At 68.5% G+C, this 21426-nt stretch carries 18 protein-coding genes and 1 pseudogene; 13 read left to right on the top strand and 6 right to left on the bottom strand.

Going from position 1 to position 21426, the window contains the following annotated elements; translation table 11 throughout:
* The first annotated feature begins 14 nt into the window (after positions 1 to 14).
* Positions 15 to 995, top strand: coding sequence for a porphobilinogen synthase (gene hemB / locus HZS55_RS03775; RefSeq protein WP_179910413.1), 981 nt, complete (start codon positions 15 to 17; stop codon positions 993 to 995).
* A gap of 42 nt (positions 996 to 1037) precedes the next feature.
* Here the strand turns inward: hemB and HZS55_RS03770 are convergent, their stop codons facing one another.
* Entirely contained in the window at positions 1038 to 2066 is a 1029-nt protein-coding gene (locus HZS55_RS03770) for an ATP-binding protein (protein WP_179910412.1), read from the bottom strand.
* A complete protein-coding gene (locus HZS55_RS03765; protein ID WP_179910411.1) occupies positions 2063 to 3670 on the bottom strand; it encodes a methyl-accepting chemotaxis protein in 1608 nt (535 codons plus the stop codon). The genes HZS55_RS03770 and HZS55_RS03765 overlap by 4 nt, the downstream gene beginning before the upstream one ends.
* A 475-nt stretch (positions 3671 to 4145) precedes the next feature.
* Here HZS55_RS03765 and HZS55_RS03760 point away from each other — a divergent pair, with 475 nt between their 5' ends.
* From HZS55_RS03760 to HZS55_RS03710, 11 genes and pseudogenes are all read left to right on the top strand, one after another.
* On the top strand, positions 4146 to 5600 hold the full coding sequence (locus tag HZS55_RS03760) for an ammonium transporter (RefSeq protein ID WP_179910410.1): 1455 nt from the start codon (positions 4146 to 4148) through the stop codon (positions 5598 to 5600).
* Positions 5593 to 5946 carry a P-II family nitrogen regulator gene (locus HZS55_RS03755; protein ID WP_179910409.1) on the top strand — a complete coding sequence of 118 codons (354 nt, stop codon included), beginning with the start codon at positions 5593 to 5595 and terminating at the stop codon, positions 5944 to 5946. The genes HZS55_RS03760 and HZS55_RS03755 overlap by 8 nt, the downstream gene beginning before the upstream one ends.
* 6 nt (positions 5947 to 5952) lie before the next feature.
* Positions 5953 to 6417 carry an Lrp/AsnC family transcriptional regulator gene (locus HZS55_RS03750; RefSeq protein WP_179910408.1) on the top strand — a complete coding sequence of 155 codons (465 nt, stop codon included), beginning with the start codon at positions 5953 to 5955 and terminating at the stop codon, positions 6415 to 6417.
* 368 nt (positions 6418 to 6785) lie between these two features.
* Positions 6786 to 8645 (top strand): annotated as a pseudogene (locus HZS55_RS03745) (ammonium transporter).
* Positions 8646 to 8669: 24 nt separating this feature from the next.
* Positions 8670 to 9128, top strand: coding sequence for an Lrp/AsnC family transcriptional regulator (locus HZS55_RS03740; protein WP_179910407.1), 459 nt, complete (start codon positions 8670 to 8672; stop codon positions 9126 to 9128).
* An 85-nt stretch (positions 9129 to 9213) separates the two neighbouring features.
* The gene (locus HZS55_RS03735) at positions 9214 to 10062 is read left to right on the top strand and encodes a CBS domain-containing protein (RefSeq protein WP_179910406.1); all 849 of its coding nucleotides are present in this window, start codon (positions 9214 to 9216) and stop codon (positions 10060 to 10062) included.
* The gene (gene glyS, locus HZS55_RS03730) at positions 10059 to 11858 is read left to right on the top strand and encodes a glycine--tRNA ligase (RefSeq protein WP_179910405.1); all 1800 of its coding nucleotides are present in this window, start codon (positions 10059 to 10061) and stop codon (positions 11856 to 11858) included. Before HZS55_RS03735 ends, glyS begins: the two co-directional genes overlap by 4 nt.
* A 34-nt stretch (positions 11859 to 11892) precedes the next feature.
* Positions 11893 to 12474, top strand: a complete 582-nt coding sequence (locus HZS55_RS03725; RefSeq protein WP_179910404.1) for a diacylglycerol/polyprenol kinase family protein — start codon at positions 11893 to 11895, stop codon at positions 12472 to 12474.
* Positions 12475 to 12566: 92 nt separating this feature from the next.
* Positions 12567 to 12896, top strand: coding sequence for a hypothetical protein (locus HZS55_RS03720; RefSeq protein ID WP_179910403.1), 330 nt, complete (start codon positions 12567 to 12569; stop codon positions 12894 to 12896).
* A 78-nt stretch (positions 12897 to 12974) separates the two neighbouring features.
* Positions 12975 to 15560: a DEAD/DEAH box helicase gene (locus tag HZS55_RS03715; protein ID WP_179910402.1), complete on the top strand. Its 2586-nt coding sequence runs from the start codon at positions 12975 to 12977 to the stop codon at positions 15558 to 15560.
* A 132-nt stretch (positions 15561 to 15692) separates the two neighbouring features.
* Positions 15693 to 16226, top strand: coding sequence for a redoxin domain-containing protein (locus HZS55_RS03710; protein WP_179910401.1), 534 nt, complete (start codon positions 15693 to 15695; stop codon positions 16224 to 16226).
* Positions 16227 to 16290: 64 nt separating this feature from the next.
* Here HZS55_RS03710 and HZS55_RS03705 read toward each other — a convergent pair whose 3' ends face one another.
* Positions 16291 to 17061, bottom strand: coding sequence for an Sjogren's syndrome/scleroderma autoantigen 1 family protein (locus HZS55_RS03705; protein WP_179910400.1), 771 nt, complete (start codon positions 17059 to 17061; stop codon positions 16291 to 16293).
* 174 nt (positions 17062 to 17235) lie between these two features.
* Here HZS55_RS03705 and mdh point away from each other — a divergent pair, with 174 nt between their 5' ends.
* A complete protein-coding gene (gene mdh, locus HZS55_RS03700; protein ID WP_179910399.1) occupies positions 17236 to 18159 on the top strand; it encodes a malate dehydrogenase in 924 nt (307 codons plus the stop codon).
* Positions 18160 to 18599: 440 nt separating this feature from the next.
* Here the strand turns inward: mdh and HZS55_RS03695 are convergent, their stop codons facing one another.
* From HZS55_RS03695 to HZS55_RS03685, 3 genes are read right to left on the bottom strand one after another with little or no spacing between them, the layout of a single operon-like run.
* Positions 18600 to 19559: an OapC/ArvC family zinc-ribbon domain-containing protein gene (locus HZS55_RS03695; RefSeq protein WP_179910398.1), complete on the bottom strand. Its 960-nt coding sequence runs from the start codon at positions 19557 to 19559 to the stop codon at positions 18600 to 18602.
* Positions 19560 to 19565: 6 nt separating this feature from the next.
* Complete coding sequence (locus HZS55_RS03690) at positions 19566 to 19955, bottom strand: DUF2073 domain-containing protein (RefSeq protein WP_123535269.1); 390 nt, start codon at positions 19953 to 19955, stop codon at positions 19566 to 19568.
* 4 nt (positions 19956 to 19959) lie between these two features.
* Positions 19960 to 20601: an Era-like GTP-binding protein gene (locus HZS55_RS03685; protein WP_006882467.1), complete on the bottom strand. Its 642-nt coding sequence runs from the start codon at positions 20599 to 20601 to the stop codon at positions 19960 to 19962.
* Between the last annotated feature and the right edge of the window lie 825 nt (positions 20602 to 21426).

The following is a 21426-nucleotide window of genomic DNA, read 5'->3' as shown; positions in this document are numbered from 1 at the left end:
CGACGAATGCGGGTATGGACATGTCACGCCGACCCCGGCGACTCCGGAGCGACGGCGTCCGCCCGCTCGTGCGAGAGACCGAGCTCTCGGCGTCGGACCTGATCGCCCCCGTGTTCGTCGACGCGACGACCGACGAACGAGTCCCGATCGAGTCGATGCCGGGCCACGAGCGCGTGCCCGTCGACCAGGCGGTCGAGCGCGTCCGCGAAGTCCGCGAGACCGGCGTCGAGGCGGTCATGATCTTCGGGATCCCCGAGTCGAAAGACGCCGAGGGCTCGCGTGCGTGGGCGGACGACGGCGTCGTCCAGCGCGCCGTCCGGGCGATCACCGACGAGACCGACGCCTACGTGATCACCGACGTGTGTCTCTGCGAGTACACCGACCACGGCCACTGCGGCGTGGTTGAGGACGACGCCCGCGCGGACCCGCACATGACCGTCGACAACGACCGGACCCTCGACCTGCTGGCGAAGACCGCCGCCTCCCACGCCGAGGCGGGCGCGGACATGGTCGCGCCCTCCAGCATGACCGACGGGATGGTCGGGGCGATCCGCGCCGAACTCGACGAGCGCGGGTTCGAGTCGCTGCCGGTCATGAGCTACGCGGCGAAGTACGAGTCGGCGTTCTACGGGCCGTTCCGCGACGCCGCCGACGGCGCGCCCGCCTTCGGCGACCGCCGCCACTACCAGATGGACCCCGCCAACGGTCGCGAGGCGATGCGCGAGGTCGCCCTGGACGTCGAGGAGGGCGCCGACGTGCTGATGGTCAAGCCGGCGCTCCCCTATCTGGACGTGGTCGCGGACGTGCGCGAGCACTTCGACCATCCGGTCGCCGCCTACAACGTCTCCGGCGAGTACGCGATGCTCCACGCGGCCGCCGAGAAGGGGTGGCTGGACCTCGAAGGGGTCGCCCGCGAGTCGCTGCTGTCGATCAAACGGGCGGGCGCGGACCTGATCCTCACCTACTTCGCCGAGGACGTGGCCCGGCGGCTGTAGCGGGCCGCGCGCGAGCGAAGGTGGCCGCGTCGACGTCCGGGGTCACTTCGCGTCGGCCGCGGGAAGCGTCACGCGGACGACGGTCTCGCCGTCGGTCCGTTCGTGGTCGATGCGGCCGTGACACGACTCGACGGCCCACTTGGCCAGCCAGAGACCGAGTCCGGTCCCGTGGGAGAGCTGGGTGAGCGGTCGGTCCTCGAAGACGACCGCCCGCTCGCCGTCGGGGATCCCCGGTCCGTCGTCGACGACTTCGACCTCGACCGCGTCGCCCGCTCGCCGGCCGACGATCCGAACGGCCGGCGACTCACCGCCGTGGATCACGGCGTTCGACAGGAGATTCTCCAGCGCGGCCTCGATCGGGCCGCCGGCCAGGGCGGGCAGTCGGTCGGGCAGCTCCGTGGTGATCGTCGCCGAGTCCGCCGCCTCCCGGGCCGCGGTCGCGACCGAGCGCGAGAGGGCCGCGACGTCGACCACCTGACGGTCGACCTCGTCATCGAAGGCGCGTTCGACGAGGCGAGCGCGGTCGCTGAGCCGCTCCAGATCTTCGGCCGCCGAGAGGGTGAGCCGCGCCTGCTCGACGAGCGGGTCGTCGGCTCGGCGCTCGATCTCCGAGGCACTCCCGAGGATCACGGTCAGGGCGTTGCGGAGGTTGTGCCGGAGGACGCGGTGGAGCACCGCGTGGTGGCGCTTGCGGCGGTTCCGCTCGGTGATGTCGGTGTAGATCGCCAGTCCGCCCCGGCCGCCGTCGTCGCGCTCGTAGGGGATCCCGCGGTAGATGAACTGGCGGAGTCCGTCCGCCGTCCGCCGGGTCACCGTCTCGCTGTTGACTTTCCCGTCGGCGGTGCGCCGGTCGAGGTCGACCGCCTCCTCGACCCGGCCGTCCGGGACGATGAAGTCGTTGAGCGACTCGCCGACGACGGTCTCGGCCGACCAGCCGAACACCGACTCGAACCCGGGGTTGACCGCGCGGACGACCGGGCGCATGTCCGCGACCTCCACCTCGACGACGGCGTCGTCGATGAGCCCGAACAGCGCCTCGAACCGCTCGGCGGGGTGGTCAGTGCCGGTCACGGTCCACCGTCGGCGACGGCGAAGAACGGCGGCTCCGACGACACCGTCAGCCGACGGCTCCCCCCGCCGCCCCGGCCGACGGCGGTCGCCAGTTCGACGGTCGGGCGGTCCTCGCCGCTCACCGACAGGACCTGGTCGGCCGCCCCGTCGTAGAACGCCGCGAAGGACTCGCTGACGGCGCTGTCGTCGACGACGTTGACCACGGTGTCGGTCGGTTCGAAGACCCCGTCGTCGTTGTCGTAGCGGGCCGCCCGGGCGGTCCGCTCGCCCAGGACCTCGATCTCGCCGGCGACGTTCCCGACCACCAAGAGCGGGCGGTCGCGCCGCTCGGCGGTGCGTTCGTTCACCTCGCCCAGCGACCGGCGGTCGAGGTCGAACACGTTGCGGCCGCCCCTCCACTCGTCGAACATGTCGAGGACGAACAGCCGGTCGGCCGCGAGCGCCTCGCCGACGCCGGTCCCGACCGCGTCCAGCGCGGCGTCGAGCGTCCCTCGCTCGAAGCCGGGCGGCGGCGACAGCGACACCGCCCGCTCGTCGGCGATCGCGGCCGCACACGCTTGGGCGAGCAGTCGGTCGACCGCCGGCGACCCGTCGTGACGGACGACCGCGCGGGCGCCCTGAGCGATCCCGCCGTCACAGAGCGCGTCGACGGCGTCGACTCCCGTCGGGATCCGGGCCGCATCGGCGAGTTCGCCGTCGCGGGACCCGCCCGCGCCCTCCAGGGCCTCCTCGATCTCGGCCAGCATCTCCGTCTGCTCGCTCCGGGCATCGCGGATCGTCTCGATGTCGCGCTCGACGCTCCGGGCGCTCTCGGCGACGGTCTCGACCGTCGCGGCGACCCGCTCGCTCGTCTCGGCCTGCTCGTCGGCCGCCGCCGAGACCGACCCGATGTCCGCGGCGGTCTCCTCGACGGCGTCGGTCACGTCGTCGAACGCCGCCTTCGTCTCCTCGGCGCGGGCGCTCGCCCGGTCTATCCGCTCGACCGCCCGTTCGAGTTGGGCGACCGTCTCGTCGGTGGCGACCCGCACGTCCGACAGCAGCGAATCGATGTCGTCGGCCTGGGACTGGGAGTCCCCGGCCAGGGACTTGATCTCCTCGGCGACGACCGCGAACCCGTCGCTGCCGTCCCCGGCGCGGGCCGCCTCGATACTCGCGTTCAGCGCGAGCATGTTCGTCTGGTCGGCGATGTCCTCGATCCCCGCGAGCGCCTCCGCGATCCGGTCGATCTGGGTCGTGAGCGCGTCGATCCGTTCGAGCGCCGCCTGCCCTGCTTCGCGGGCCTCCCGCAGCGTCTCGGTGGCCTCGGCGGCCGACCCCCGCCCGTCGGCGGCCTCAGCGGCCGCGCGCTCGGACTGCTCGCTGACCGACGTCGCCGTCGCGGCGACCTCCTCGATCGTCGCCGATAGCGACGAAACGTCGTCGACCGCCGAATCGACCTCCCCGACCTGGCGGCTCGCCGCCTCGGCGATCGCGTCGAGTTCCGTGTCGACCGTCGCCGACGCCGTCCTGACGACGTCCAGCGCGCCGGCCGCGTTCGCGATCATCTGCTCGTCGCGGTCGGTTCGCTCCGCCTCCGACCGGACCCGCTGCTCCCCGACCGTCATCGTACCGATCCCGAGGAGCCAGAAGCGACAGCGATAGCGCCGATACCACCATAGGCAAGTATGTTCTTCGGAGTATAACCAGACATTCGTAATCGGATTTACGACATTCCGCAACGTAAATAAGACCACGGATTGGCACAATTCGCGCGACCCGCTGGGACCGCCGCGCGCGAGCCGAACGTCGCGGATCGACCCGCGTTCCCCCGCGAACCGGTCGACGAACGTTCGATTCGACCGGACGAACGGCCAGATATCTGGACGAACAATGGCCTTATATCCATAATATCATGGGATACTTCTGACACCCGTCTCATTATGCGTTCAGAATTACGTATTTTTCAAGCACACCCTTATGTAGTAGCATTCCATGACCCTCAATCGAGATGTACACTACGAACGTAGTGAGAACGGGTGGAAAGGTATGCGATCATCAAGATGATTCGGGGCGTTCCGACGGGGCGGAGGTGACGGCCTCATGACGGCGGCGCTGCTGGCGCCGGCGGCCGACGCGGTGCTCCAGCTGGACCCGGGCGCGGTCGCCGACGGGGTGAACAACGTCTGGATCCTCGTGGTCTGTTTCCTGATCTTCTTCATGCAGCCCGGCTTCGCGCTGCTGGAGAGCGGGCAGGTCCGCGCGAAGAACGTCGGCAACGTCCTGATGAAGAACATGACCGACTGGATGCTCGGTGTGCTGGTCTTCTTCGCTCTCGGTGCAGCGGTCAGCACCCTCGTCGGGCAGTTGACCGCCCCCGGGACGGCGTTCGACCTCGCGAGTGCGTGGGGCCACGTCAACGACCCGAGCGCGTACATCGGGTGGTTCTTCGGCGCGGTCTTCGCGATGACCGCCGCGACCATCGTCTCCGGCGCGGTCGCCGAGCGCATGAACTTCTCGGCGTACGTCTTCATCGCCGCGGCGATGACGGCGGTCATCTACCCGGTCGTGACGGGGATGACGTGGGCCGGCGGTCTGCTCTCCGCCGACGGGTTCCTCGGGCAGGCCATCGGCGTCGGCTACCTCGACTTCGCCGGCGCGACGGTCGTCCACATGGTCGGTGGCCTCGCCGGTCTCGTGGGCGCGAAGATGGTCGGCGCGCGGGCCGGCCGCTACGACTCCAGCGGGAACAGCCAGCCCATCCCCGGGCACTCGATGCTGCTCGCGGTGCTGGGCACGATGTTCCTCGCCTTCGGCTGGTACGGTTTCAACGTCGGCACGCAGGCGACCGTCCTCTCGGCGGGCGACTCCGGCGTCACCTTCATGGGCGGCGCGCTGGGCCAGGTCGTCCTGAACACGACCCTCGGCATGGGCGCCGGCGGCGTCGCCGCCATGGTCGTCTCGAACGCGTGGCAGGGCAAGCCCGACCCGCTGTGGGCGGCCAACGGTCTGCTCGCCGGCCTGGTCGCCGTCACGGGCGCGGTTCCCCACGTCACCTGGTGGGGCGGCGTCATCCTCGGCGGCCTCGCGGGCGCGCTGGTCCTGCCGACCTACCGCTGGGTCGTCGACTCGCTGAAGATCGACGACGTCTGCGGCGTCTTCGCGGTCCACGGCAGCGCCGGCGCCATCGGGACCATCCTCATCCCGGTCTTCGGCGTGACGAGCACGGGCGGCTACACGTTCCTCGGCGTCGACCAGCTGATCATGCAGGTCGCCGGCTGTCTCGTCATCGCGGTCTGGACCATCCTCGCCACCGCCGTCGCGTTCAAGGTCGCCGGTGCCCTCTTCGGACTGCGCGTCTCCGAGGCGGAAGAGGAGGCCGGCCTCGACGAGAGCGAACACGGCGTCTCGGTCTACCCCGAGTTCACCGCCGGCGGCAGCCGCGACAGCCCGGCCGTGAGCGCGGACGGCGGCGAAGTTCGGACCGACGGCGGCGTCACGGACGACACCGCAGTCGACGCGTCCACCGCGGTCGACGGGGGTGAGACCGATGAGTGACGACGAGATCAAGATGGTCGTCGCGGTCGTCCGCCCCGACAAGCTCGGCGACGTGAAACAGGCGCTCGCGGAGGCGGGCGCCCCGTCGCTGACGGTGACGAACGTCTCCGGTCGTGGTTCCCAGCCCGCCAAGACGGGCCAGTGGCGCGGCGAGGAGTACGTCGTCGACCTCCACCAGAAAGTGAAAATCGAGTGCGTCGTCTCCGAGATCCCCGCACAGGACGTGGTCGACGCCATCGCCGACGCCGCCCAGACGGGCGAGCCCGGCGACGGCAAGATCTTCGTCCTGCCCGTCGAGGACGCCGTTCAGGTCCGGACCGGCGAGTCGGGGCCAGAGGCCGTCTGAAATTCGATGTCGGCTGATCTGGACGACACCGACCGGCGGATCATCGACGCCCTGCTCGACAACGGGCGCGCCAGCGCGAGCGAACTCGCCGAGCAGGCCGAGGTCGCCACCGCGACCGCGACCAAGCGGCTCCAGCGCCTCGAAGAGGACGGCGTCATCGACGGCTACCAGCCGGAGGTCGACTACGGCGCCTTCGGCTACGAGGTCACGGCTGTCTTCCGGCTCGACATCGACGGCGCCGGCCTCGAGACGGTCGTCGACGACCTGCGCGACACCGGCAACATGGTCGGCGTCTACGAGGTCACCGGGAGCGACGACGTGGTCGCCGTCGGGAAGTTCGAGAACACACAAGCCCTGAACGCCCAGATCAAGTCGGTGCTCACCCACCCCGAAGTGCGCTCGGCCCGGACGAGCATCGTCCTCGACACCGTCTGCGAGTACGACCGCCTCCCGGTCGACGCCGACGAGTAACGGTCGTCCCCGCGGCCTGAGCACAGCCGATCACTTTCCGCTCCACTCGCGTCCGATCGTCACGTCGAACGCGCGAGAGCGTCTACCCCCCTGATAGGCCGATTTTGCCGCCTTTCCCGGTTTACGAGCGTCCAAATTAGACGCGTGTCAACCCACCGTTTCTGGACGGAATACAACCTTAAATGGATAATACTCTACCATAATTTTGACGAGTGTCTACGGAATCCCTGAAATCTGCCCTATTTTAAAGCCAACCCTTATACGATGTGATTCCGCACAGTTCTCCCGTACTCTCCGAAACGTTCGGAGGGCAAAACAGCGTTCGACTGAACGATCCGAAACCGGTCGGCGCCACAATCACACAACACATGCTCGAACTCACCGCCTTGCAGACGGAGACCCAGACGCTGATAGACGCGATCAACTACACGTGGGTACTGGTCGTGACGTTCCTCATCTTCTTCATGCACGCCGGCTTCGCCATGCTGGAGGCGGGCCAGGTGCGCTCGAAGAACGTCTCGAACCAGCTGACCAAGAACCTGCTGACCTGGTCGGTCGGGGTTTCGGTGTTCTTCCTGATAGGTGCCGGGGTCGACAGCGCCGTCGGTGGCGGCGGCTTCGCGCCGGCGTTCGGCTCCAGCGGCACGGGCTGGATCGACTGGCTCTACGGCGCCGTCTTCGCGATGACCGCCGCGACCATCGTCTCGGGTGCCGTCGCGGGCCGCGCGAAGCTGCGCGCCTACGTGACGTACACGTTCCTGCTGGCCGCGGTCATCTACCCGGTCGTCTCCGGGATGGCCTGGTACGACGCCGGCCTGCTCGGCATCGACGGGTTCGTCGGCTCGACGTTCGGCGTCGCCTTCGACGACTTCGCCGGCGGGACGGTCGTCCACGCGATGGGCGGCATCGCCGGCCTCACCGCCGCGTGGGTGCTCGGCCCCCGCATCGGTCGGTTCAACGACGACGGCTCCGCGAACGTCATCCCCGGCCACTCGATGACCTTCGCCGTGCTCGGCACGCTGATGCTCGCCTTCGGCTGGTACGGCTTCAACGTCGGCACCTCGGCGATCTTCAACGGTGAGGGCGCCTTCCTCGGCGAGCAGCTCGGCCGCGTCGCGATGACGACCACGCTCGCGATGGCCGCGGGCGCGATGGCCGCCGGCGGCGTCGCGTGGGCCAAGACCGGCAAGGTCGACACCCTCTACGTCGCCAACGGCCTGCTCGCGGGCCTCGTCGGCATCACCGCCATCCCCCACGCCTCCTCGTGGTGGGGCGCGTTCCTCGTCGGCGGCGTCTGCGGCGCGCAGCTGCCCGTCGTCTTCAGCTTCGTCGAGAAGCGCTTGAACATCGACGACGTGTGTGCGGTGTTCCCCGTCCACGGGAGCGCGGGGGTCATCGGGACGCTCATGCTGCCGCTCGTCGTCGCGCCGAGCTACCTCGGCGGCACCAGCCGCGTCAACATGTTCCTCGCCCAGCTGACCGGCGTCGTCGTCATCGTCGCCTGGACGGTCGTGATGACCGGCCTCGTCTGGGGCGTCCTCAAGGCGCTCGGTCAGGCCCGCGTCAGCCGCGAACACGAGCAGGAGGGCCTCGACGTGAGCGAACACGGCGTCGAGACCTACCCCGAGTTCGGCGACGAGGGCGCCGCGGTCGCCGACGGTGGGTTCGTGAGCGGCGAGACCCCCGTCCCCGCCGAACGCACGACGGACGAACGGAGTGACTGACCGATGAACGACGACACGGGGACCGACGACATCGAGACGGACGACCACGCGAACACGGAGACCACGACCATGACCGACAACGACATTCGCACGGACGGCGGCATCGACACGAACGAACACGACATTCGCACGGACGGCGGCGAGGACGAACCCAACGACGGCGAGATCAAGATGGTCGTCGCGGTCGTCCGCCCCGACAAGCTCGGCGACGTGAAGCAGGCGCTGGCGGAGATCGGCGCCCCGTCGCTGACGGTGACGAACGTCTCGGGACGGGGCTCCCAGCCGGCGAAAAAGGGGCAGTGGCGCGGCGAGGAGTACGTCGTCGACCTCCACCAGAAGGTCAAAATCGAGTGCGTCGTCGCGGACATCCCGGCTCAGGACGTGGTCGACGCCATCGTCGAGGGCGCCAACACCGGCGAGAAGGGCGACGGGAAAGTGTTCGTCCTGCCCGTCGAGGGCGCCACGCAGATCCGCACGGGCAAGACCGGCCGGGACGCAGTCTAACGGACCCGGAGGGCGGAGAGCGCAATGGTCGACATCGACGAGACGGACAGGCGGCTGGTCGACGCGCTGCTGGCCGACGGTCGGGCGAGCGCGAACGAACTCGCCGCGGAGGTCGGAATCGCGACCGCGACCGCGACCAAGCGCGTACAGACCCTCGAAGACGAGGGCGTCATCGACGGCTACCGGCCCGACATCGACTACGGCGCGCTCGGGTTCGCGGTGACCGCGGTGTTCAACCTCGACGTGGCCGGCAGCGGGATCGAGGCGGTCGTCGCGGAGTTGGCCGACGCCGGCAACATGGTCGGCGTCTACGAGGTCACCGGCTCGCAGGACGTGATCGCGATCGGGAAGTTCACCGACACGGCGTCGCTGAACGCCCGGATCAAGGAGCTGCTCGTCGACGACGACATCGAGTCGATCGCGACGAACATCGCGCTGGAGGTCGTCGCCGAGAACGAGCCGCTCCCGCTCGCCGAGGACTGAGCGACACCCGGTATTTTCGCGCCGACGCTCGTGCGAGCGGTGAAGTGTAAGGTCTTAGTATTTGGGGCTGGGAGTACGCTGTACTATGAACGTCGCAGACGTAATGACGCCCCGCGAGGACCTCGTCACGGTCGAGTTACCCGGTACCCGCGACGACGTCCTCGAGTATCTCCAAGAGCGGGCGTTCTCGTCGGTCCCCGTGATCAAGGAGAGCGACGACGGCGAGGAGTTCCGCGGCCTCGTCTCCCGTGACGCGCTGATCGACCAGCCCGACGAGGACCAGCTCGCCATGCTCGTCGAGGCGGTCCCCACCACCGCCGCCGACGCCACCCTCACGGAACTGGCCGAGCTCATGCTCGCCGAGGGCGCCCGCCGCGTCCCCGTCGTCGACGGCCGACTCGAAGGGATCGTCACCATCACCGACGTGGTCCGAGCCATCGCCACCGGTGACGTGGACGGCGACGTGACCGTCGACGAACTCGCCCAGCGCGAGATCAACTGCGTCTACGAGGGCGCGCCGCTGCCCGTCGCCGAGCGGGAGCTCTCCCACGCCGACGCCCCCTACGGCGTCGCGCTGGACGACGCCGGCGAGACCAGCGGGATGATCACCGAGGTCGACATCATCGACGTGGCCCGTGTCGTCGAGGGCGAGGAGGAGACCGGCGACAGCCTCGCCGCCGACGACGACGACTGGAAGTGGGAGAGCGTCAAGGCCGTCGGCTCCCGGTACATGCCCACCCGCAACGTCGAGATCCCCGCCGGCTCCGTCTCGGAGTTCATGACCACGGATCTGGTCACCATCAGCGGCCGCCGCACCGCCACCGAGGCCGCCCAGCTGATGATCGAACACGACATCGAGCAGATCCCCCTGGTCTCCGGCGACGACCTGACCGGCGTCGTCCGGGACATGGACCTGCTGGAGGCGCTTCGATGAGCGAGGGCGAGGACCGGAGCGGCGACCTCACCGAACTCGCCAAGCGCAGGGGTTTCTTCCTCCAGAGCGCCGGCGCCTACGGCGGCGTCTCCGGCTTCTACACCTTCGGCCCCAACGGCGCCAGTCTCAAAGACAACGTCGAGGACACCTGGCGCGACCGCTTCACCGTCCGCGAGGGTAACATGGAGATCGACGCGCCCACCGTGATGCCCGAACCAGTCTTCGAGGCGTCGGGCCACCTCGACGGCTTCGACGACATGATAGTCGAGTGTCCCCAGTGTGGGGCGTCCCACCGCGCCGACCACGTCGTCGAGGACGAGACCGACTACGAGGAGGCCGAGGCGCTCGGTCCGGAACGCGTCGGCGAGATCATCGCCGAGTACGAACTCGTCTGTCCCGACTGCGGCACCGGCCTCGCCGGCGAGGCCGTCGAGGACTTCAACCTCATGTTCGAGACGAACATCGGTCCCGGCTCGTCCTCGCCGGGCTATCTGCGCCCCGAGACCGCACAGGGAATCTTCGTCGAGTTCCCCCAGCTAGCCGAGTACGCCCGCAACCAGCTTCCGTTCGGCGTCACGCAGATCGGCCGGGCCTACCGCAACGAGATCAGCCCCCGGAAGTCGCTGGTGCGCGTCCGGGAGTTCACGCAGGCCGAACTCGAACTGTTCATCGACCCCGAGGAAGACGAACCGGACCTCTCGACGGTCGAGGACGTCGTCGCGCCCTTCTACAGCGCCGAGGCTCAGGAGGCCGACGGGGGCGAGCCGCGAGAGCTGACGATCGGGGAGGCGGTCGAGGAGGGCGTCGTCACCGACCCGTGGATCGCCTACTACCTCGGCGTCGCGACGGAGTGGTACGAGCGCATCGGCGTCGACATGGACCGCTTCCGGTTCCGCCAGCACCTGTCCGGCGAACTCGCCCACTACGCTGCCGACTGCTGGGACGCCGAGAGCTACGTCACGGGTGACTGGGTGGAGATCGCCGGCTTCGCCTACCGCGGGGACTACGACCTCTCGAAACACGACGAGTACTCCGACGAGGACTACACGGTGTTCAAACAGTACGACGAACCGATCACCGTCGAACGCCCCACGGTCGACCCCGACATGAGCTACCTCGGGCCCGAGTTCGGCGGCGCCGCCGGCGACGTGGCCGACGCGCTCGAAGCGCTGGCCGAGGAAGATCCGGACGCGTTCCGGGAAGCCGAGACCGACGCCGACGGCGAGGGGACGGTCACCGTCGAGGTCGACGGCGACTCCCACGAGGTGCCCGTCGGGCAGACCGGCTTCGCCGTCGAGGAAGTCACCGAGTCCGGCGAGCACATCACGCCCCACGTCGTCGAGCCGTCGCTCGGTATCGACCGCGCGCTGTACACCGTCCTCGACCACTGCTACCGCGAGGACGAGATCGACGGGGAGGAACGAACCTTCCTCGAACTCCCCGCGGAAGTGGCGCCGACGACCGTCGGCGTCTTCCCGCTGATGGACCGCGACGGCCTCGGCGAGGAGGCCCGCGAGGTCGCCGCCGAACTCCGCGAGCGCGGCCTCTCGGTCGCCTACGACGACTCGGGCGCCATCGGCCGGCGCTACCGCCGCCAGGACGAGGTCGGCACACCGTTCTGCGTCACCGTCGACTACGCGACCATCGGCGAGGCCCGCGACGACGACGAGGGCGAACCCGGCACCGTGACGGTCCGCGAACGGGACACGACAGCCCAGAAGCGCGTCGACGTCGAGGCCCTCCCGGAGACGCTCGACGCGCTCCGTGAGGGCGACCTGGCGTTCGCGGAGCTGTAACCCTCGCCCGGGACCGGGCGACCCGCTCTCACCAATGCGCGACGAGATACTCCGGCGGCTGGTCCACGCGAGCGGGACAGCCGTGCCGCTGGCCTACGTGCTCGTGCCGGCAGTGGAGTGGGTCCACGTCCAGGCGCTCCTCGTGGGCGGACTCGCCGTCGCGCTGGTGCTGGAAGTCGTTCGGCTGGTCGTCGGACTGGACTGGTGGGTCTACGAGAAACTCACCCGCGAGTACGAACAGGACAACCTCGCGGGCTACTTCCTCGCCGTCTTCGGCATGGCCGTCGTCGCGCTCGCCTTCGACCCGAGGGTCGCCGTCCCCGCTATCCTGATGCTGACGATCGCCGACCCCGTCTCGGGACTGCTCGGATCGGGCGAGTTGCGGACCGCGAAGGACGTGACGGTGCTTCTCGTGACCTTCGCCGTCGCGACGCTACTGGCGGTCCCGTTCGTCACCCCCATCGCGGCGGTCCTCGGCGGCGCCGCCGCGACCGTCGCCGACGGCATCAAGCCCGTGATCCGCGGGTACGTGATCGACGACAACCTCTCGATCCCACTCGCCAGTGCCGCCGCGATGTCCCTCGCGATACAGTTCCTGCCCGCGAGCGCGCTCTGAGCGACTGCCGACCGCTCGCGGCCCCGACGCCGCGTCTCGGGGCTTGCCACGGCAGGCCCGGCGTTCATCCGGGCCTCGGGGCAAATGCGGGTATGCTCGACGACCCGAACTGGCAGTCGTACCTCGGCGTTCAGGTTCGCGACCGCGGCAAACCCGTCGGGACGGTCGTGGACTTCGACGCCGACCGCGCGGCGTTCTACCTCGAACCCTCGCCGGAGCTCGACGAGAACACCTGGAACGGGCTGGGGTGGGGCGACCGCGCCGACTACGACCGCAACTGGGAAGACGTGGACTACGACCGCTGGCGCGACGGCGAGAGCGACCTCCCCGTCGACTTCGACGAGTGGCCCTGCCGGCTCCCCAATGCTCGCCTCGAAGAGAGCGGGGACGGCGGAGAACTGCGACTGGTGAACGCGACCTGAAGCGTCGGGGAGTGCCGCCGTTCCACTTCCGCCGTGGTATCTGAACCCTTATCGGGTGGCGGGGCCAAGCCACACGAAATGGCGACGACCGACGAGGGCGACGGCGAGGGGGTCTCCGGGCCGCTCCTCGCGGACGGCTTTCTCGAAGACCGGACCTACCAGCGCAAGCTGGCCGACGCGGCGCTGGAGACACACACCCTGGTCTGTCTCCCCACGGGGCTGGGTAAGACGACGGTGAGCCTGCTGGTGACCGCCGACCGGCTGGCCGGCGACGTGGTGAACAAGTCGCTGCTGCTCGCGCCGACGAAACCGCTGGTCACCCAGCACGCCGAGTTCTACCGCGAGGCCCTGGAGGTCCCCGACGACGAGATCGTCGTCTACACCGGCGACACCCGCCCCGACGACCGCGCGGAGCTGTGGAACGGGGCCCGCATCGTCGTCGCGACCCCCGAAGTCGTCGAGAACGACCTCGTCGGCAACCGCGTCGACCTGACCGACGTGGTCCACTGCACCTTCGACGAGTGCCACCGCGCCACCGGCGACTACGCCTACAACTACATCGCCGAGCGCTACCACGAACAGGCCCGCGACTCGCTGGCGACCGGCATGAGCGCCTCCCCCGGCGACGACGAGGAGGCCATCCTCGAAGTCTGCGGGAACCTGGGGCTCGCCCAGGTCGAGGTGATGACCGAAGACGACGCCGACGTGTCGACCTACACTCACGAGACCACCGTCGACTGGGAGCGCGTAGAGTTGCCGGAGACGGTCGTCGAGCTCCGCGACGCGATCAACGACGTGATCGCCGACCGGCTGTCGAAGCTGCGGGACCTGGGGGTCACGAACACCAGCAAGCCGGACGTGTCCGAACGGGAGATCCAGACGATCCAGGGCAAGCTCCGGGAGCTGATGAACAACGACCAGTCGGAGGGCTACGAGGGGATGAGCTTCCTGGCGGAGATCCGCAAGCTCCGGACCGCGGTGACCTACGCCGAGACCCAGAGCGTCGAGAGCCTCCGACGCTACTTCGAGCGCCAGAAACAGGCCGCTCGCTCCTCGGGCGCCTCGAAGGCCGACCAGCGGATGATCTCCGAGCCCAAGGTTCGAGAGGCGATCCGGCGCGCGGAGGACTACGACGACCTGCACCCGAAGTTCAGGCGGACACGGATGCTCCTCGCTCAGACGCTCGGCATCGAGAACGGCGAGCGCGTCATCGTCTTCACCGAGTCCCGGGACACCGCCGAGACGCTGACTGACTTCCTCGGCGAGCACTTCACCACCCGCAAGTTCGTCGGCCAGTCCGACACCGAGGGCAGCGACGGGATGACCCAGACCGAGCAACAGGAGACCTTAGACGAGTTCCGCGCCGGGGAGTTCGAGGTGCTCGTTTCGACTTCCGTCGCCGAGGAGGGCCTGGACGTGCCCGAGGTCGACCTGGTGCTGTTCTACGAGCCCGTCCCGACCGCGATCAGGGCGATCCAGCGCAAGGGGCGAACCGGCCGCCAGACCGAGGGCGCCGTCTCGGTGCTGCTCGCGGAGGACACCCGCGACGAGGCCTACTTCTGGAAGGCCCGCAACGACCAGAAGCGCATGGAGAAGGAACTGCGCTCGCTGAAGTCGATGGCCGGCGAGATCGAGAGCGAGCTCACCCAGACCGGGATGGACGAGTTCGCCGACGCCGGCGGTGGTGCCGGCAGGGCAGCGGGGGACGGTTCGGCTCCACACGAAACGGAGGGCGAACCCGCAGCCGACGACGGGGAAACCGCATCGGAGGCGGGCGACGCCGCACCCGAAACCGGGGAGTCCGCAACCGACTCGCAAACGTCCGACGGCGACGACAGCGGCGGTAGTGACGGCGACGGCCAGGCGGGGCTGGACGCGTTCGCCGGTGGCGGGTCGGGGGGTGGTGAAGACGGGAGTACCGCTGTGGACGGCGAGGGGGGTTCCGACGGCACCGCAGACCGCGAGGATCCGGAGGGCGAGATCGCGACGGCGAGCGCGGACGACGGCGAGACCGTGGAGATCGTCGTCGACCAGCGGGAGCTCGACGCGTCGATCGCGAAGGACCTCTCGCGCCAGGAGGGGGTCGTGACGCGCCTGGAGACGCTGGCGGTCGGCGACTACGTGCTCTCCGACCGGGTGGTCGTCGAGCGCAAGACCGTCGCGGACTTCCTCGACACGCTGACCGGCGACGACGAGCGCTCGCTGTTCGAGCAACTCACCGACGCCGCCCGCTACTACGCCCGACCCGTGGTCGTCGTCGAAGGCGAGGACCTCTACGGCGAGCGCAACGTCCACCCCAACGCGATCCACGGTGCGCTGGCCTCGATAGCGGTGGACTTCGGCGCGAGCGTCCTCCGGACGGCCGACGCCGACGAGACCCGGGACCTCCTGGCGGCCGTCGCGACCCGCGAGCAGGAAGACGAGGACCGCACGGTCAGCGTCCACGGCGAGAAGAGTTCGAAGACGCTGGCCGAACAGCAGGAGTACGTCGTGGCCAGCGTCGCCGAAGTCGGACCCGTAACCGCCGAATCCCTGCTGGCCGAGTTCGGCAGCGTCGAGGCCGTGATGACCGCCGGCGCCGACGAACTCGTGGCTGCGGAGGGGGTCGGCGAGGTGACCGCCGAACGGATCCGCGAAGTGGTGGGAAGCGACTACGACGGGTGACTGCGGGGCCCGACCGTCGGACCGGCCGGCGGCGTCCCGGCCTCGACACCCCTTCGTTTCGAGTCGAGATTCCGAACGATCCGAACAACGATTACCCCCGGGTTCAAAGCCGGTACCAACAGGGGGCCACAGATGAGCGACGGCATGCAATGGATCGTCAGGTTCGAGTTGCCGAACGGGGGGCCAGGGCCGGACACGGTCGCGAGCGAGGATCTCGCGGGCGAGTTCGACGCCGTGGTCGTACTCCTGTTGCGAGACCACTACTGTCAGGTATCACGCGAGCGCGCCACGGCCTACAGCGAGGCGTTCGACGAGTTCGCCGCCGAGGATATCGCCGTCGTCGGGGCGCTCCCGGACACCGCCGAGCGGGCCGGCTACTGGCGGCGCCGGTACGACCTGACCTATCCCGTCCTCGCCGACTCCTCGGAGGGGCCGTCGGCCGCGGACGCCGACGCCGGGGCCGCGACGGCGATGACCGACGGGACGCCGCGGTTCGACGCCTTCTCCGACATCGAGGTCGGCGTCGACACGCTGCCGGGGATCGGGGTCCTCGACACGCGCTCGAAGTTCCCGCGGCTCGTCCACACCGAGGGCGGGGAGACGCTCCAGGAGTGTCCGAGCCCGGCCGAAGCGCTCGACGCGGGGCGGGACGCACTGGGAACGTAGGGACGACGGCTGTCGACCGGGACGATCGGCCGCAGGAGGGGAAAGCGCGGTGGGACGGTTCCGTTCAGTACGACCCGGACAGCGCGCCCAGCGCCTCGGCCGCCTCGCGTGCCGCCGCGAGGTGGTCGCGGGCGCGGCGCGGGTCGTCGGCGTTCTCGGCGCGCTCGGCGTGTTTCCGGAGGGTTCGCACCAGCGACGCGCGAGCCGCGCCGAAGTCGTCGCCGGCGCCGGCGGCGACCGCGGATCCCGCCGGCCCGGACGCCGACGGCTGTTGGGTCGACCGCTGCTGAGTCGGCTGTGACTGGGTCGACTGCGACTGGGTCGGCTGCGACTGGGTCGGCTGCGACTGGGTCGGCTGCTGCTGGTCACCCGCGGGGCCGGCGTCTGCGCTCGGCCCCTCGGCCGTCGCCTGCTCGGTACCGGTCTCGTCCCCGCCGGTTCGGACGGCGGGACCGTCGGGCTGTTTGACTTCGATGTGGTCGGGAGTATCGCCGTTCTCCGTCGCCGAGGGCTGGGCGGTCGTCCCGTCCGCCTCGGCGGGAGCGGCGTCCCCGCCCTCGTCGGGTGTCTGGACGGGTTCGTCGACCTGCCCCTCGCCCTCGGCGGCTTCCTCGACGGCCTCGTCGTTCGTGACCACGCGCTGGCAGGTGGGACAGAACTCGTCGCCGTCGTAGCGGAAGATCGGGTCGCCGCAGTCGTTGCAGTGGGCGTTGGTCATCGTCGCGCCCTTCAGGAGCAGGTCGCTCATCCGCTCGCTGGCCTCCCGCTTTTGCTTGTCCTCTTCGTACTTCTCGCGGAGCCGCTCGCGCTCGGCTTCCTTGTCGAAGTCGCTCATACCCGTAGGATACCGGCCACCGCCAAAAAGACCGTCGCCACGGTTCCCCCACCGTCGGCCCCCCGCCGACCGCGATCGGATCGACGACTGTCGAATCGAGAAGTGACGAACGACGCGGCCAACGGTCGGGTTTCGATAGATTTACCCCCTGAACGTGACACAGTTTGACGTGATATGACGAAAGTCAGCATCGTCGGTGCCGCGGGCACCGTCGGGGCGGCAGCGGGGTACAATCTGGCGCTTCGGGACATCGTCGACGACCTCCTCTTCGTGGACATCCCGGACCAGGAGGACGTGACGATCGGCCAGGCCGCGGACGCCAACCACGGCGTCGCCTACGACTCGAACACGACCGTCCGGCAGGGCACCTACGAGGACACCGCCGGCTCGGACGTGGTCGTCATCACCGCCGGTATCCCGCGCCAGCCCGGCCAGACCCGGATCGATCTGGCGGGCGACAACGCGCCGATCATGGACGACATCGGCTCCTCGCTCGCCGAACACAACGACGACTTCGTGACCGTCACCACCTCCAACCCCGTCGACCTGCTCAACCGCCACCTCTACGAGACGGGCTCGCGCGCACGCGAGAAAGTAGTCGGCTTCGGCGGCCGCCTCGACTCCGCGCGCTTCCGCTACGTCCTCTCGGAGCGCTTCGACACGCAGGTCGGCAACGTCGAGGCGACCATCCTCGGCGAGCACGGCGACGCGCAGGTCCCCGTGTTCTCGAAGGTCCGCGTCGACGGCCGCGACCCCGAGTTCGACGCCGACGAGCGCGAGGCCATCCTCGAGGATCTTCAGGAGTCGGCCATGAACGTCATCGAGCGCAAGGGCGCCACCGAGTGGGGCCCCGCCACGGGCGTCGCCCACATGGTCGAGGCCATCCTCCGCGACACCGGCGAGGTGCTCCCCGGTTCGCTCGTCCTCGACGGCGAGTTCGGCTACGAGGACACCGCCTTCGGCGTCCCGGTCAAGCTGGGCTCCGACGGCGTCGAGGAGGTCGTCGAGTGGGAACTCTCCGAGTACGAGCGGGAACTGATGGACGACGCCGCCGAGAAGCTCTCCGACCAGTACGATCAGATGACCAGCGAGGAGTGACGGCGTCGAGCGGAGCGTGACGACGACCCGGCGCTGACGAGTTAGCCGCCCCGGCGCGGCTCCGACCGGTCGACGCGACCGTCCGGTGGGCGACCCTCGTCGAGGGCTTCTTCGGACACTCGCTCGTCGAGCAGTGACGCCCACTCCTCGAGGTGTGAACGCTGGTGAGTCACGGATATCCTCCGTTGGCCCGAGTATCGACGGCCGAGAGTATAACGATTGTGCCTGCACCGGCTACTTCCGGAGCGCATCCTCGCCGCCGTGGCCGTGGATCGCGAGATCGCGGCGCTTCGAAGTGGACGCTGTAGAATCGTCGATATGGAATCGTCGATACGGAATCGTCGATACGGAATCGTCGGCGTAGAACCGTCGCTGTGGAATCGTCGATACGAAAGCTGTCGAGTCGAAACCGGGGCGTCGAGCGGCGCAGGAGGAGCCGTTCAGGCGTCGGCCTGACGCCAGGTCTCGGGTACCTGAATGCTGTAGCGACCGTCTTCCTGGAGCGCGATGATGTACTCCTCGCGGTCGTACAGCTCCATCAGGTTGAGTTCGTACTGGCCGGGTTCGAGGACGCGGATGCTCTCGAACTGGTCGTTGAGCTCCTCGCGCAACTCGGCCAGGTCCGGTCGGTCCGCCCGCTCGGCGTCCGGTTCCTCGGCGACGGTGCGCTCGTCCGCCGAGTCACCGTCGGCCACCCCGTGGGCCGAACCGTCGATATCGGCAGGTTCGGCTCCGTCGTCGGCGGGTTCGTCGACCCCGTCCTCGACGGAGTCGGTCGCCGCGTCGCCGGGTGACGGGTCAGCCTCCTCGACCGCGTCGTCGGCTTCCGTCGGGTCGAACCCTCCGGAGTCGGGCATCTCGTCGGGGTCGACGAGCTGACTGCGCGCGTCGGCCTGGGCGGTGTCCTCGGTACCGGGCTCGGACTCGGCGACGATGATGTCGTCGTCGAACGACTCACCCGTCGAGGCGGGCGATTCCGAACCCTCGGCGGTGGCCGCCGAGGCACCGACGGTCGCGGCGTCCGAGGCGTTCGCGGCGTCGGTTGAGGGGCCCGCTCCGCCGGACTCCGCCGGGGGGCGGGCCTCCGTAGCGTCGCTGCCCGCCGAGCCGCCGACCAGGTCTCGAACCGTCGCGGCGGCGTTGCCGACCGTCCGGCTCACCGAGTCGCCCGACCGGTCGGTCGGGTCGGGCGGCGACTCGGCCGTCGCGTCGACGGCGCCGCCGTCGTCGGTACCCGAATCGTCGGCGCCGCTGTCGGCCGGGCCGGACCCGCCCGCGGAGCCGTCGAAGCCGTCCGGACGGAACTGGAACTTCGTGCCGCCACACTCCGGACACCCCGACAGCATCTCCTTGGAGCCGTCGGCGAACGTCCGGTCGCAGTTCGTACACTGGTGGGGCATACCTGGCTATTTCCGTGAGACGAGCGCGCTGATGAGGGTTTCGTCCTTGTGGAGCGTCTCGATCTGGTTGGCCGGCCCGATGACGGTCAGCTTCTTGGTCTCCTCTTTACCCATCAGCCGGCCGAGCAGGCTCGAATCGTCGGCCTGCGATTTGGGGTAGGTCTCGATCTCGATGCCGTTGAACTCGTCGGGGCTGATCTCGGTCATCGTGACCTCGATGAGCCGCGACTCCTCGTCGGGCGTGAGACCGGCTTCGAGGATGACGATGTTGTTGTCCCGGACGCCGTCTAAGATCATCCGGATCTTCTCCATCGTCGTCTTGCCGTCCATCCGCTCGGCGCTGATCAGGTCGATCTGCACTCCGTCTTCGTCTTCGGGGTGTTTTGCTTCCGCCATGATATCACCCGAAGTACTCCGCGATCTGGTCGTACACTTCGTCCATGTTGTCACCTTCGAGGGCCGACAGCTCCGTCGTCTCGTGCTGGGGGAAGGCGTTGCGGATCCGCTGGACCGACGACTCCTCCAGGTCGATCTTGTTCGCGAGGATCAGCACGGGCAGGTCCTGGCTCTCGATGATCCCGATGAGCATCGTGTTGACCTGCGTGAACGGGTCCTCCGTCGAGTCGAGGACGTAGATCACGCCGTCGACGTCCTCGCGGAGCCAGTGCATCGCCTCCGCGACGCCCTCCGTCGCCTCCCTGGAGCGACGCACGGCGTCGTCTTTCTCCATGTCGTGTTCGAGAAACTCCGTGTAGTCGACCTTCGTCGTCACGCCCGGGGTGTCGACGATGTCGATGTTGACCGTCTTGCCGTCGCGCTCGATCTCGACGTCTTCCTTCCTGCGAGCCCGGCGCGTCTCGTGGGGAACGTGGCTCTCCGGACCGACCGCGTCGCCGGTCCAGTCCCGGGCGATGCGGTTGGCAAGCGTCGTCTTCCCCGCGTTCGGCGGGCCGTAGATGCCGATACGTTTCGGATCCTCCTCGGAGAACAGCGTCGATGCTGCCCGCGAAATACTGTCTTTGAGTTCTGTGAACAGTCCCATCCTATCCTCCTGCGCCGCGAGGGCGCATCTGAGCGAATAAGCCGCTCCGACTCACTTAAGCCTACGTCAGACATATATAAATATTCCGATACTACTGCCGGATTTCGGTCGGTTCAGCCTCCGTCACCGCAGGTTACGAGCACACTCGCGAAAACGGTCAGGGAAGATATAGTACGGGGCGAGACGGATAGATGTCGGACGGGGCGAGACGGGATGTCACCCGCGCGACGGAGCGTGTGCGGCGAGCCGAACGCGGTGTGGTTCCGTCGGCTCGGAGACGGGTCGGTGAGTCGAGTCGGTACTCCCGAACTCCGACAGGCTGTCACATGTCCACTCGACTTATCGACGGAACTTCACCAACCCCCACCCCTTCGTTTCAACTGGAACGGTCGAGACCCGTGGGGGCGGTTCGAGCGGTGTCGGGATGTGTCCTCGGACCGGGGTCGGAAAGAGATGCGGCTCAGTGATTTCGACCTAGTCTAGGATTACCTCTAGTGATTTCACCATAACTAGGGAACGTAGATGCTCTACAACTAGACACAAAACTATACGAAATATTGTTTTCTCTCTAGTGCGGATTTGGTTTTACGGTCTAGATAGTAAATCTTTCTCTCTATAGGGGTCGAACGCTCGTCGCTGACCCCCCCCCCACCCCTCCTTTTGGTCGCTCCACCCGAAACGAAGGGGTGGGGGTGGGTCGGCCAAATCGGACACTACAGTGATATATTCGAACCTGTCCGACGCAGTCTCCGGCGGAGTCCGCAGACCGATGCGACACTGGCATCGTGATATCCCTCGATAATCCCGGCTGAAATGGTATGTCGG

Source organism: Halosimplex rubrum, assembly GCF_013415885.1.
In the GTDB taxonomy this organism is placed as follows: domain Archaea; phylum Halobacteriota; class Halobacteria; order Halobacteriales; family Haloarculaceae; genus Halosimplex; species Halosimplex rubrum.
Note: the sequence above shows the minus strand (reverse complement) of the source record. Positions and strands in the feature narration are given on the sequence as shown.